Raw genomic sequence first — 13,573 nt, 5'->3', positions numbered from 1 at the left:
GGCAGGCAGGTCGACCCGCCCGGCGGTTTTGGCTATATTCGCATTTTGTTTTTAGAAGTGCCCGCTGGGCAGTCCGTTATGCAGGTTGTTGAGGTGGGCACCAATGCCCGGTATCAAAACGAATTTATCCAATTGCCCGTTCGGCTCTACCGTACTGACCCGTACTGGATTCGCCCCTCGATACCGACGTAGACGAGGTATTCGACCCGACCCGCAACAAGCGATTCGAGCACGGCGACTGCATCCGTTACCTACTGCTGAACGACAAAAGCGAGACTATCGGCCGCATTGCCGCGTTCGTCGATTACGACATCGCCAATCTCGACAACGAGCAGCCGACGGGTGGCGTTGGCTTTTTCGAGTGCATCGACGATGAGAAAGCAGCTTTTACCCTGTTCGACACGGCGAAAGCGTGGTTGCAGACGAAGGGTATGGAAGCGATGGACGGCCCGATCAATTTCGGCGACCGCGACCGCTGGTGGGGCCTGCTGATCGACGGGTTCGACCGGGAGCCGAACTATTGTATGCCCTACACCAAACCGTATTATATTCAGTTTTTCGAGAACTACGGCTTTCAGGATTACTTCAAGCAGTTCACCTTCGGTATTCCGACGACCTGGGCGCGGCTGACGGAGATGTCGCAGGCGGTGAAAGACCGGGCCAAGCGCATTTACGACAACCCCGATTACGATTTCCGTACGCTCGACAAGCGCGACCTGCCCGCTGCCGCCGAACAGTTCCGGCACATCTACAACGCGGCATGGGGTGCCCACGCCGGTGTGCACGAGATGACCGCCGAACAGGCGCAGTTGCTGATGCAGAAGCTGAAGCCGGTGCTCGATGAGAAGATCATTTACTTCGCTTACTATCAGGGCGAACCCGTCGCGTTTTTTGTTTGTCTGCCCGAACTGAATCAGATCTTCAAGCACGTCAACGGCAAACTCGATTTGATCGGGAAGCTGAAATTTCTGTGGCATACGATTCGCAAGACGAACCGGAAGGCGTTTGGCGTCGTGTTTGGCGTGGCCCCGTCCCATCAGGGTAAAGGGCTGGAAGCGGCCATTGCGCTGCGGATGCCGCACGAAGCCGACAACAACCCCGACTTCCAGTACACTCAACTCGAAATGAACTGGGTGGGCGATTTCAACCCGATTATGGTTCGTTTTGTGAGTCAGCTTGGGTCGACAATTGTCAAGACGCACGTTACGTACCGATACCTGTTCGACCGAACTAAACCATTCAAACGTTGCCCGGTAATCGGGCGAAAGAAGTAAATCAGTTTGTGGTTTGTGGTTTGTAGTTCGTAGTTAGCTGCCGCCAGAAAACCACGAACTACAAACCACAAACTAACAACTATGAGTCTACTTACCGTTGGGTCAGTTGCATTCGACGCCCTCGAAACACCTTTTGGCAAAACCGACAAGATCATCGGGGGCGCGGCTACTTACATCACGCTGTCGGCGTCGTACTTCACCAAAGACAATAATCTGGTGGCTGTTGTGGGCGACGATTTCCCGCAGAGCATGATCAACGACCTGAATCAGCACGGCATCAACACCGAAGGGCTGGAGATTCGGCAGGGCGAGAAAACGTTCTTCTGGTCGGGCAAGTACCACGACGACATGAACACCCGTGACACGGTGGAGGTGCAACTCAACGTGATGGAGCATTTCGACCCCATCATCCCCGACGCTTATCAGGATTGCCAGTACCTGATGCTGGGCAACACGGCCCCGGCCATTCAGCAGAAAGTGATCGAGCGGCTTACCAACCGGCCCAAGCTGATCGTCCTCGACACGATGAACCTCTGGATCGACATCGCCAACGCGGACCTGATGAACCTGCTCAAGCTGGTCGACGTGCTCGTTGTGAACGATGAAGAAGCGCGGCAGTTAACTCGGCAGCCGTCGCTGGTGAAAGCCGCTGCGAAGATCAAAGAGATGGGTCCGCAGACGGTGATTATCAAGAAGGGTGAGCACGGCGCGCTGCTGTTCCAGAACGATCAGGTCTTCTTCGCACCCGCCCTGCCCCTCGCCGAAGTCTTCGACCCCACGGGCGCGGGCGACACGTTTGCCGGTGGCTTCATCGGACACCTTGCCAAAACCGATGACATCTCGTTCGACAACATGAAGCGGGCGATCATCTACGGCTCGGCGATGGCGTCATTCTGCGTCGAGAAGTTCGGTGCCGAGCGCATCATGAACCTCACCGACGAGGAGATCAAATCTCGCGTGGATGAATTTGTGAAGCTATCTGCGTTTGGGTTGTAGCCCTGAACTGTGATTTTTGTGACTACGCTGATGGGCTATGATTTCTTCTCAATCAGCGAAATCAAAGCAATCAGCGTCAATCATAGTTCAGACAATCTTGAACTGTGATTCGCCTGATTGCTTTGATAGACTGTGATTTCTTTTTCTCTTGAATCGTAATCCATTTTCCTGAACTGTGATTCTTGTGATTATATGATTGCCCAGATTCAACAAAGAAATCACAGTCTATCAGTGCAATCACAAGAATCATAGTTCAAGAAAAAATCACAGTCCATCAGCGTAATCACAAGAATCACAGTTCAAGAAAAAAATCAGCGGTCAAAACCCTTCCTTCTCGGCCTCCTTATCTTTCTTTTTCTCCTTCTCTTTGGCGATCTCTTTCGTCACCTTCTCGCCCGGCTTGGGTTTTGGCTTCGGAGCAGGTTTGACTTTTGTCTTGTACTGATCGAGGTAACGATCGACGAACAGCGTTTTCTCATCGACGGTGGCTGGAACAACCTCAATGGCCGATTTGCCGCTGTTTTTCGATCCCGCCAATAGGCGGTCGTTGATCTCCTGCACCGACGAAATGATTGCCAGCTGACTCATCGAGCCGGGGCCGTTGCCGGGCTTGAAATCGTAGAACACCCACACGTCGGGCGAAGCTTCCAGGTAAATGCTTGCTTCGTCGCCGTTGGCCGATTTACGGATTTCGACAAAGCCGTCCATCTGCGCGTTGATATCCGTTGCCATGATATTCGATACGCCGAGCTGACCGGTGCTGTAGAAGGCGTTGAACTTGTCGGACCAGCGCAGGTTGGCGTTAGCCAGCACCAGCGCCGTCAGCAGTTTGGGCGATGCTTGGTTGAGCGGTACGTGCTGATTCTGCGCTTTGGTGCGGTAGGCTTCCACTTCTTTCGCGCCAATCAGCGGCAGTAGCTTGTCGGAGAGCCGGTTCAGATCATCGTCGGCGGCTTCGGTATTTTGCTCTTCCTGATTCGTGCTGACCAGCTTGGCAGCAATCGACGTACTGATGCCCTCCGGCACGGGGAAGGTGAACGCCAGCAGTGTGTTAAACCGATACTGACTACTATCGATGTTGATCCGGGCCGAGCCTGACGCCAGCAGGTACTTGTTCGGCGTTGAATTGAGCAGGTTCATCGGACCTTTGAACGTAATCAATCCGCGTTTGTCGTTAAACGTAAACGCGTTTTCGACGTCATCGGATGCGCTATCGGCGGCAACGGCGACCGTATCGGCCCCGCCCGATGTGATGCGGTAGAGCTTGTCTTTCTCGTCGTAGCGCATGATGCCCGTTGCTGTAAACAGGTCTTCATCGCGGCCGTCTTCCTTCGGCGACAGGAAGGTCGGGTACAGGCCCGCGCCACCACCCCGGAAGTGGAAACCGGCTACCAGTTCCTGTCCGCCTTCGTTTTTCAGGTTTTTATCAACCTTAATTTCCAGCCGTTCGGCGACTTTTTCTTTGAACGGAATCCAGCCGCCGACCAGATCAGCCCGTTTTTTCAGGGCGGGTTTGATAAAGCCGTCCAGCGCGAGGTCGGGAGCCGATGCCTGCATCAGGATCGCGCCCTTGTACAGCATCTGGGGTGCCAGTTGCAGGTTGTCGGCCTCGTCAACTTCGGCTTTGGCCACGGTCGTGTACGTCTTTGTCGGCGCGCCGGTACCTGACCGGCGGCTGCCCCGACCCTTGCGGGCGTCGGCGGTGAGTGTCGGCGATGCGGGCGTAGCGGCTTCCTGCAACTCGAAGTTACCCATCTTCACGCTGGCCGTGTCGCCTTTCATCAACGGATACAGATAGGTCGCGTCGCCGGAGAAGCGGGTGCGCGACAGTACCTGGATATTGCCGTTTTTCAGGTGGTGAAATCGGCTCGTCGTATCGAGTTCGAGCCGGGCGTTCTTAAACGGCATCATCTCGCCGTTGCGCCGAATTGTAACCAGTCCTTTGTCGGGCTGAATCCGGGCGTCGGCCGAGGTGACGTAAGGGACACCGCTGATGTTGAGCATCATCTTGTCGACGTCGTACAGCGCGGCCGACCCGTTGAACGTCAGGTTTTCCTGCTCTTCCGCGGTTGCCGTAAACGTCGAGGTCTTTACGTCGCCTTTCATCGCAATCGTCTTGGCGTTGATGTTCCACTGCGCCTTGTTGATGCTGGTTTTGTAGGCGGCAAACGGGAAATCAAGACTCGAACTCAGCGTATCGGTGATGTTCTGCCGGTTGTTAATCGCCAGGCCAACGACGCCCTTCACCTGATTGAAATCGACGTCGATGTCGTTGCCCACCAGAATCGGCTTATTGCCTTCCTTATCCGACAGAACCGTAAACTGTGCATTGTCGGCCAGGAAACCGTCCTTGTTGAATTTGATGCTCTTCGACACCGTTTCCGAGTCTTTCCGGCGCAGCGTACCCTGCCCAAACAAGCCTTTCGACCGCAGTACCAGCCCGCCCTCCAGGTTGGTCGTGGCGTTGTAGAAGACGAAGTTATTTTTCTGGGTGGTGATGACCATGCTGTCGGCTTTAGGCCACCACTTCATCGCGTAGTTGTTGAGTTGAACCTGCGGGAAATACGTCTGCCCGGCCAACCCTTCCCGAATCGTGCCTTTCTCGCCCGACGTGATCAGCGAGTCGGCCGTGAACAGCATACCCTGCGTGTTCAGGCTGGCGGTCAGGTGGTTGAGTACCCCCTCGGCGCGCAGGCCGTTTTTGTCCATCGTAATGTCGCTGGCAAACTTTACGTTGGCTGTTTTACTGCCGTACACCGGAAAGCCCGCTGCCGGCGCTTTGTAAACGAAGCCCAGCGTGTTGTCGGGCATGGTTTTCAGCTCGGCTTTGAAGGGCGGGAAAATACCGTCGGAGTAAAACGTACCTACGAACGAAATATCGTCCGAGCCCATACTGTCCTTATCAATCGGCGGCACCTTGAAATAGACCTTCTGATTGTAGACCAGGTTGCCCCGCACCGGCTGATTGAAGTACACGGTCATACCTTCGGGCATCACCATGCGCTGCGAGGTTTTCTTCCCCTTGATCTGCCCCGATTTATTATCGGCAGCAGCGAGGAATACCGTCCCCGCGTTTTCGTACTTGATGTCGCCCCCGACTTCGCCCGTCTTCCCCTGCGCGGCCATTTTCTGCGACGAGAACGTGATCGAATCGATTTTGCTCAGGTTCATCGAAAACTTGTCGTAATCGAACTTGATGTCGCGCCCGGCATAACGCAGCGTTCCCGCCTTAACCTGCCCGTTCAGTGCAAATGCCCGGTTTTTGCCAATCCGCAGCGTCTTGTCCGACGGTGTACCGACGACTTTCAGCGAATCGGAAATGGTAAAGCGCGTGACGCCCCGGACGGTCAGAATCTTGTCGTCGAGGTTAATGGTCGCATTTTTCAGGCTGTCGTTCGAGGGGAAGTACGACCGCACCTGAAAGTTGTCGTAGTCTTTTTTGTTCGCGTAGGCCAGCACGTACAGCACGCCCTTCCGGCTTAGCCGCAGCATACCCGTGTTGGCGTCGCGGTCGAGGTAGCCCTCCTGTACCATGCGGTTCAGCGACCCGCGCAGGGCCGTCGGATTGACCTTCACCGACGCGATCAGGTCTTCGGGCGTAAACTGCTGCGTTTTCTTCGTGGCTACGTAGTTCGCGGCAATTTGCAGGGGGTGAAAGCCGTAATCGACGGTCAGGTCGGCGTAGCGTTGCGGCTGAAAATAATCGTATGATTCGAGGTAGACCGGTACTTCCTGCTTGGCACCAACCTGGTAGAAATCGATTTTTTTGCGCGGCATATCCCAGCGCATCACCTCAGGCTGAATGTAAAATTTGTGGTACGAATCGGCGAAAGGAATCCGGCCATTGCCCGTCTTGTCCTCGCGGTTTAGCCACGCGATTCGCTGTGCCTTGTCGAACTTGAACTGCGTGGCGGGGTGCGTAATCGAATCGGTATCGACGTAGCCCACAAACGCGGCCGACTGCGCCGAAATGGTCGAATCGCGAAAGTCGAACCGGCGGCTGCTAACTTTCATCACCGGCTTCCCCGCCGATTTGATGATGAGCAGGGCCGGTTGCCCACTTGCCGACGAGCCAACCAACTGCGCGCCCGCCAATGCTAGCCCACCCCGGTAGTCGACGTCGGCACCGAGGTTGGGTATACGGGCGTCGTTTTGCCACGACATGAAGCGCGGGTACTGCGCCGGTCCGTTTTTCTTGCGGCTGACGTATTCAAACACGCCCTTGACCGGCTTGGCCCCTTCGTAGGTCAGCGTCACGTCATCGGCCTGCAAGCGCGGGTTTGCGATATTCATGGCGTACTCGGTCAGAGCCACCGAAATGTCGGGTCGGTCGGCCGTGGCCCACGTTACGGTGCCGCCTTTCCCGACGAACTGTCCATTGGTCAGCATCAGATCGCCCGACGTATTGTTGACCAGTGCCGAATCGCCGTTAGCCACGATGGCCAGCGTTACCCCTGTCAGTGTCAGCACGGCGCCCGACACGCTGGGTATGGGCCGACGTTGCGGTACGTATTGCACACCCATTTGCCGGGGCATGGCAGAATCACCCGGTGCGGGATCGTCCCACCCGTCGAAGCGGGAGCGTTCGGCGGCAGCTTTGGCGATAGCGGCCGAGTCAGCAGGGGTAATCGTACCGGTCATCGACGCCGGGCTGGTTGGTACCGCGTCGACCAGGCGAAACTGAAACGAGCCGCCCGTTGCGTAGAGCTTGTTGTACCGACCGGCGTAGAGCTCGCGCTTTTCCAGAAACTGCCGGGCCGTTTGCATACTCTGCGCAAACGTCTTGGAATCGACCGTTTCAAATAGTTTTTCGGCCAGACTCAGCAGCGCATCGACTCCGGCGGGGGTGGCCTGCTGCGTCGTGATGTCGTAATACAGCGCGTCGTAGACCGGGGCGAAGTGCGTGGCTGCCGGTAGCCGCTTCTGGTTCATTTTCCGGCTCAGGACCATAACGCGCTCCTGCTGCTGCGCCGACAGTCGGTTTTCCGACCACAGGGCCTGCAAGTTCGTTCCCGCCCTGGCAGCCACCGGGCCACCCGTTGCCATCAGCTTCTGCACATCGGCCACAAACTGATCGGGTTTATCGGAAATACGCACGGCCTGCCCCATACTGAACAGGGGGCACGACAGGCAAAGCAACAGGTATAAAACGCGTTTCATGAGCAAGTTCAAAAGCAAGTTGTTGGTGCAAACCCGGCTACTTATGCCGGTTTGGTAAACAGGAGCGACGACCAGTCGCGCAGGGTCAGGGCGGTGCCGGGTATGAGCCCCGCGTCGATGGCGCACTGCCGGATGTCGGCCGCGTCGTGCTGGTAAAAGCCGCTGACCAGCAAGGCCCCGCCGGGTTGCAGCAGGGTTGTGTAGGTCGGGATTTCGGCCAGCAGCACGTTGCGGTTGATGTTGGCCAGCACCACCTCGTAGCGGGTCGTCGGGTCAACATCAGCAATCGTGCCCTGAAACACCGTGATCTGCGGGCAGTCGTTGAGGTCTGCATTTTCCCGCGCGTTTTCCACGGCCCACTCTTCGATGTCGAACGCAAGTACCGACGCGGCTCCCATGCGGGCGGCCAGCACGGCCAGAATACCGGTGCCGCTGCCCACGTCGAGTACCGCTTTGCCGGTAAAATCGAGCGCGAGTTGCTGCTCCATCATCATCGCCGTCGTTTCGTGGTGCCCCGTCCCGAACGACATCTTCGGATTAATAACGAGGTCGTAGCGAAAGGCCGGGTCAGGCTGGTGAAACGACGCCCGGACGCGCACGGTGTTGGCAACCTCAATTGGCTCGTAATCACGCTCCCATTCGGCGTTCCAGTTCCGTTTTTCTAACGAATTGATCTGATAGGCTATTGCGGTAATCGGGCTGTATTTGGCGACCAGTTCGCGCAGGGCTTCGGGGTCGAAATCGGCCTCCTGAACATAGGCGTTCAGGCCCTCATCGGTCTCGACAAACGATTCAAAATTTAGCTCGGCCAGTTCGGCCGTCAGGATGTCGGCGAAGTCGGGCGAAACCGTCAGTTGTACTTCGGTATAGTTCATGGGTCAAAGTAACGAAAAAGGCGGGGGAGGGCGGTGCAGCAGGCTGGTGCGGTACTGATTTCTGATGAGTCTGCCTGGTATAAACGTCGGCGGCACGTACTGGTTTCAGTACGTGCCGCCGACGTTTATGGGAAAGGAACTCGCTGTTACTGGTGAACCACTTTAAGGGTAGTCGTTTGTTGCCCTGTTGTCAGGCGCAGTAAGTACAAGCCTGCCGGATACTGGCTCATCGGTATGTGTTCACGATGATCGGCCGTTTTGATCGGTACGGCGCGTTCGACAAAGGGTGCCCCGGCAGGGTTTATCAGCTGGAAGCGAACGGTTTGCCCTTCAGCATTCGCTATACCAACTGTTAGTTCGTCACCGACGGGGTTGGGATAGATGTGGGCATTAAGTGGGGCTACGTACTCCGTCGATGCAGCCTGTCGTCCGTTGGTGCTGCCACAAACCGCCAGCCAGTTGTAGGTATAGGTGGCTTCTCCTGCCGTTCCCGCCTGACTGGCTTTCAGCGTAATCGTTGGATTGTCGATATACACCCGCAGCGAGTAGGGGCCGGGCTGAGTCGTCGGCGAGAGTTCGTTGACGACCGAGAACGTAACCGGCTGCCCGGTAAGGCCAGCGTACTGTGGTGTAAACGACAGGCGACGCTCGAAGGCAGTTACGGATGTGCAGGCTACCGTCGAGACACTGGTTATTGTGAAGGAGACCGGCACGGGGGTGGGTGGCGGGGGAGTTGTACCCGCACAGGTCGCCAGCCAGTTGTAGGCATAGGTGGCTTCTCCTGCCGTTCCTGCCTGACTGGCTTTCAGCGTAATCGTTGGATTGTCGATATACACCCGCAGCGAGTAAGGGCCGGGCTGAGTCGTTGGCGAGAGTTCGTTGACGACCGAGAAAGTGACCGGCTGCCCCGTTAAACCGGTGTATTTCGGCAGGAAGGTCAGGCGTCTTTCGTAAGCCGTAACCGTAAGGCAACTGACTGTCTCAACCGTGGCAATATCAAACTGGCCAGTAGTTGGGGCATCGGTGATGGTAATGATTATTGTGCCGGTAGCCGAGAGCGACCCCGGATCGGTAGCCGTGATCATAGCGGTGTAGGTACCCACGGTTGTCGGTACCCCACTAATAGTTGTTCCACTAAAGATCAGACCCGGTGGCAACCCGATGGCTGAGTAAACGAGGGCATCATTATTAGGATCAGTAAACACCCCCACTGGCAGGGTATACCCAAAGCTGACCCCGACCTGACCACTCAGCGATGGTATCGGCCCGTTGAAAACTGGGGGGAGGTTGGTCGGCGGTACGTCAGTAATGGTGATGACGATTGTACCGGTAGTGGAGAGCGGCCCCGGATCGGTAGCCGTAATTGTAGCGGTGTAGGTACCCACGGTTGTCGGTACCCCGCTGATGGTCGTTCCGGTGAAGGAGAGGCCCGGCGGCAGTCCGGTGGCCGAGTAAGTAAGAGCGTCGTTGTTGGGGTCAGTGAACGTTCCTGCCGGTAGGGTATACCCAAAGCTGATTCCAACCTGGCCGCTCAACGCTGGTAATGGCCCATTGAAGACAGGCGGCAGGTTAGTTGGCGGGGGCGGGTTCACAACGACGGTCAGGGTAAAACTCTGCGTCGCGGCTGGTGTACCATTGTCGGTTGCGGTAAAGACCACCTGCTTAGTGCCCACATTGCAGGGGCTGGCGGTGACAGAAAACGATGCGGTGGCGCTGGGGGTAGCGTTGTTTGTAATCGGAGCGACGGCATTACACAAGCCATTCAGATTCGCCGTCACGTTGACATTCTGGTTGGATTCTGGCCCGGTAAATTGCAGCGGGACTACTCTTGTTTCGCCCTGGTTAAGTACGATCTGGTTGCCCGTCGGCATACCCGCCACTACAGGAGGCAGGTTCGTCGCTGTGCCGCCCAGCCGGTAAGTGAAGCATTTACCGTCGAGCCAGTCGATACCGCCAGGTGTGCTGAGTGTCGGAGCCTGCCCGCCAGCCAGATTGAAGCGGCCGGTCTGGATATAATCGACGCTGTTGCCCCGGTTGATGCCGACCGTTGCGGCTGATCCGCCGAAGCCGTTGACGCCCCCGGATGCACTGCCCGTTGTCCATTGCATATCGCCGTACGAAAACAGCACATCGTCGCCAGAGAAGCCCGGCGCAGTATTGTTGCGGAGGACAAGCTGGAACGTATTTTTCTTGTCGGCCTGCGTATTGTAATAGCCGACAAAACTCCAGGTTACGACCAGCCGGTCCGGAAAGATTTTGTACCATACACTACCGCTATTGGCATTGCGCGTATCAACATCAGCCCAGAATGGGGCAACCATCGGTGTACCGATAGGAAAGCCGGTGGCCGTGTACTGACTCAGTGGAGCGGCAAATGTTACGTTGCCGTTTGTATTAATATACACGCTGCTGTACACACTGCCAAACAACGAAAAACTCCAGCCCAGCGCGATTGGCCCGATCGAGTTGTCATCCTGCCGGGGTAGGCGGGTCCAGCCGCCATTAGCCGTTGTGTCGTAGGGTTCAAAACACGATGGCAGTGCCACGAAAGTGCCTACGAACGCATTGGTAGATACCTGCTGATTTGGTGACGCCGTCTGGCTTTGCATTTTGCGGGCTTCGTAGGTGGGGTCGGTATCGGCGGGGTTCCAGTTCTTCGGAGCCTGAGCCAGCAACGAACCAAAACTCACCAAGTAGACTAAGGCAGCTAACTGACTTTTCAACGTCAGGCAGCTTCTGAAAAGGGCACGGCCTCTCAGGAATAACCAGGTAATTGTTTTCATGAAACAAGTGCTGTTAAGATGTGGAGAAACGCCGGGAAGTAGCACGATTTTTCTAAGGACCTGTACGGGAAAATTCCCGTTTCGCTAATTGACTTTACTGTACGGTACTTGCTTTAACTGTCTACTAATCAGTATTCTATGTTTATGTTTACATCTGTTTCGCAGCTACCTGTACGAACTTCCGGTAGAGGACAGGAGAAGTATACATAATTCTGTAAATTGAATATTAGTCAAAATTTAATGCTGTTTTTGAACAAAAGAGGTTGATTTTGGTTGGCACGATTTTTAATTTCACAAACAGACCCGCCGGTACCGTAAACGGTTGGCCTTCCTCTCTGCCTGATGAATCCGACGACGCGTTTGTTTGCCTTCCTCTTTATTTGCCTTACCGGTTTTTTCCCTGCTTTTGCCCAGCCTGTCGATTCGCTGACGCCCGGACAGGCCCGCGCCGATATCGCCTTCCTCAAACGCAAACTTGATCTGCTGCATCCGGGCATGGGCTTTTACACCCCCGCCCGCGCATGGAACAACTCTATGACTCGCTATTCAACCGGCTTACGGCTCCTATGCCGTACCTGACGTTTTATCATACCGTTAGCCCGCTCGTGGCGGCTATCAAAGACGGGCACACCAACATCACCCACCGCCGGAACTACATCGGGAAGCAAACCCGTTACATCCCGTTTTTTATCCGGCCCGTCGGTGATCAGTATTACATCAGCCACAACGTGTCGACCGATACGAGCCTGCACCGGGGCTATGAACTGCTGACGATCAACGACCGGCCCGTGGGCGAACTGCACCGCGAACTGATGGAAGCCGACCGCTCCGGCTCCGACGGCGATAATCTCACAGGCCGGCGGCAGTGGAGTCTGGTACAGTTCGCCGATTACTATGCCGCCTGGTATGGCTCGGCCGATTCGGTAACGATTTCGTACCGCGCCATTGGCGACACAACGACCCGCCGGACCAGCCTACGCTGCGCATCGCTGCAACGGTTTCGGGCGGTGATGCAGCGACGCTACCGCAACGAAATAGACCGGCGCCCCAACCTGTCGGTGCGCGTAGTCGATTCGCTGACCCGGACGGCCGTACTGCGCGTATCGTCGTTTATGAACGTGGGCAAAAAAGACCCCTTTCAGTGGGGATTCAACCGGCGGCTCAAACGGGCGTTTCGGCAACTGCGCGACGAGGGCGTACAAAACCTGATCGTGGATATGCAGGGCAACGGCGGGGGCGTCGTCACGAATTCGGCTAACCTGCTGCGGTACTGGATGCCGAAGCCGTTTACGATGATGGCGCGGGAAGAAATGAACCCGGCCGCCCGGCAAGAACTCGTCACCCGCTGGAACCCGATCTCAGCCCTGCACTTTAGCTGGCAGTACAAACGGAGTCAGGCCGGAGGCTTCGCGAGCCGGTCGGCGCGATGGCGCTACCGCCCCCGGCAGCACCTGGCGTTTCGCGGCAACCTCTATTTTATGATGAATGGTGCGTCGTTCTCGGCCACGACAACCGTGCTGGCCAAAACGCTCGATGCGGGCATGGGTACCTACATCGGCGAAGCGAGCGGCAGCGCGTACTGGGGTGATTTTGCCGGTCATTTCAAAACCATTACGCTGCCCAACTCCCGTATTCAGGTGCGCATTCCACTGAAGAAACTAACCCACGCTGTTACGGCTGATCGGGCCAATGGATTCACGGTTGAACCGGATTTCACCGTCACACGTTCTTACGATGACCTCCTGACAAACCGCGACTACGTGCTGGATTATACCCTCCGGCTGATTCGCGAAGGCGTCGTAGCCCGGCAGCCGATTCGGACTCGTCCGTTGCAGGCGTCACGCTGAGGTTGTATCTTAGTTGCGCAACAGCCTGTTTGTGGGCTGTCGAAGCACGTACCGAAAACCGGTTATCTGTGTATTGTATAGTCGACGTTGAAACAACGGGCGGCATCAAAGGCCCGACCCGCATTACGGAAATAGCCATTTTTCGCCACGATGGGCAGCAGGTTGTCGACTCGTTTCACACGCTGCTCAACCCCGAATGCCCCATTCCGCCCTTTATTCGGCACCTAACCGGTATTTCCGACGAGATGGTGGCGCAGGCACCTTTGTTTTCAGAAGTGGCCCATGAAATCCTGCGTATCACCGAAGGGGCGATCTTCGTGGCCCACAACGTCAGCTTCGACTTCGGCTTTATTCAGAAAGAACTCAACTGGCTGGGCTATGATTTCCTCCGCCGGACAATCTGCACCGTGCGGTCGAGTCGAAAAATTCTACCCGGCCACCCGTCGTATAGTCTCGGCAAGCTGTGCCGTTCGCTGGAAATTCCGCTCAACGGTCGTCACCGGGCCGCTGGCGACGCAGCCGCGACGGTGAAGCTGTTCGAGATGCTGCTTGAACACGACAAATACGGTCATATTCCCCGGCCATCGTCCGCCATTTACTCGGAAGACAATTGATTTTCTGTCAGCCCGACTGATACG

General features: G+C 56.3%; 7 protein-coding genes and 1 pseudogene. 5 read left to right on the top strand and 3 right to left on the bottom strand.

The window, feature by feature from the left end:
* The first annotated feature begins 78 nt into the window (after window positions 1–78).
* Together HH216_RS05315 and HH216_RS05310 are read left to right on the top strand one after the other, a co-directional pair.
* A pseudogene (locus HH216_RS05315) lies at window positions 79–1,274 on the top strand (hypothetical protein).
* A gap of 81 nt (window positions 1,275–1,355) precedes the next feature.
* Window positions 1,356–2,270 (top strand): PfkB family carbohydrate kinase, encoded by a 915-nt coding sequence (locus tag HH216_RS05310; RefSeq protein WP_169549852.1) that lies wholly within the window; start codon window positions 1,356–1,358, stop codon window positions 2,268–2,270.
* Between the two features lie 318 nt (window positions 2,271–2,588).
* Here the strand turns inward: HH216_RS05310 and HH216_RS05305 are convergent, their stop codons facing one another.
* The 3 genes from HH216_RS05305 to HH216_RS05295 all read right to left on the bottom strand — a co-directional run bounded on the left by HH216_RS05305 (window position 2,589) and on the right by HH216_RS05295 (window position 11,088).
* Window positions 2,589–7,430 (bottom strand): hypothetical protein, encoded by a 4,842-nt coding sequence (locus HH216_RS05305; RefSeq protein ID WP_169549851.1) that lies wholly within the window; start codon window positions 7,428–7,430, stop codon window positions 2,589–2,591.
* A 41-nt stretch (window positions 7,431–7,471) separates the two neighbouring features.
* The gene (gene prmA / locus HH216_RS05300) at window positions 7,472–8,305 is read right to left on the bottom strand and encodes a 50S ribosomal protein L11 methyltransferase (protein ID WP_169549850.1); all 834 of its coding nucleotides are present in this window, start codon (window positions 8,303–8,305) and stop codon (window positions 7,472–7,474) included.
* 146 nt (window positions 8,306–8,451) lie between these two features.
* On the bottom strand, window positions 8,452–11,088 hold the full coding sequence (locus HH216_RS05295; RefSeq protein WP_169549849.1) for a nidogen-like domain-containing protein: 2,637 nt from the start codon (window positions 11,086–11,088) through the stop codon (window positions 8,452–8,454).
* A 342-nt stretch (window positions 11,089–11,430) separates the two neighbouring features.
* Here HH216_RS05295 and HH216_RS26585 point away from each other — a divergent pair, with 342 nt between their 5' ends.
* From HH216_RS26585 to HH216_RS05285, 3 genes are all read left to right on the top strand, one after another.
* The gene (locus tag HH216_RS26585) at window positions 11,431–11,667 is read left to right on the top strand and encodes a hypothetical protein (RefSeq protein WP_332871479.1); all 237 of its coding nucleotides are present in this window, start codon (window positions 11,431–11,433) and stop codon (window positions 11,665–11,667) included.
* Entirely contained in the window at window positions 11,610–12,935 is a 1,326-nt protein-coding gene (locus tag HH216_RS05290; protein WP_332871478.1) for a S41 family peptidase, read from the top strand. Before HH216_RS26585 ends, HH216_RS05290 begins: the two co-directional genes overlap by 58 nt.
* Window positions 12,936–13,003: 68 nt before the next feature.
* A complete protein-coding gene (locus tag HH216_RS05285) occupies window positions 13,004–13,549 on the top strand; it encodes a 3'-5' exonuclease (protein ID WP_169549848.1) in 546 nt (181 codons plus the stop codon).
* The last annotated feature ends 24 nt before the right edge of the window (window positions 13,550–13,573 follow it).

The organism is Spirosoma rhododendri (genome assembly GCF_012849055.1).
GTDB classification, from domain to species: Bacteria; Bacteroidota; Bacteroidia; order Cytophagales; family Spirosomataceae; genus Spirosoma; species Spirosoma rhododendri.
Note: the sequence above shows the minus strand (reverse complement) of the source record. Positions and strands in the feature narration are given on the sequence as shown.

Excerpts from the sequence above, each read along its gene's own strand:
- HH216_RS26585 (WP_332871479.1), top strand. The coding sequence starts at position 11,431 with ATGAATCCGACGACGCGTTTGTTTGCCTTCCTCTTTATTTGCCTTACC.
- HH216_RS05290 (WP_332871478.1), top strand. The coding sequence starts at position 11,610 with ATGGAACAACTCTATGACTCGCTATTCAACCGGCTTACGGCTCCTATG.
- HH216_RS05305 (WP_169549851.1), bottom strand. The coding sequence starts at position 7,430 with ATGAAACGCGTTTTATACCTGTTGCTTTGCCTGTCGTGCCCCCTGTTC.
- HH216_RS05310 (WP_169549852.1), top strand. The coding sequence starts at position 1,356 with ATGAGTCTACTTACCGTTGGGTCAGTTGCATTCGACGCCCTCGAAACA.
- prmA (WP_169549850.1), bottom strand. The coding sequence starts at position 8,305 with ATGAACTATACCGAAGTACAACTGACGGTTTCGCCCGACTTCGCCGAC.
- HH216_RS05295 (WP_169549849.1), bottom strand. The coding sequence starts at position 11,088 with ATGAAAACAATTACCTGGTTATTCCTGAGAGGCCGTGCCCTTTTCAGA.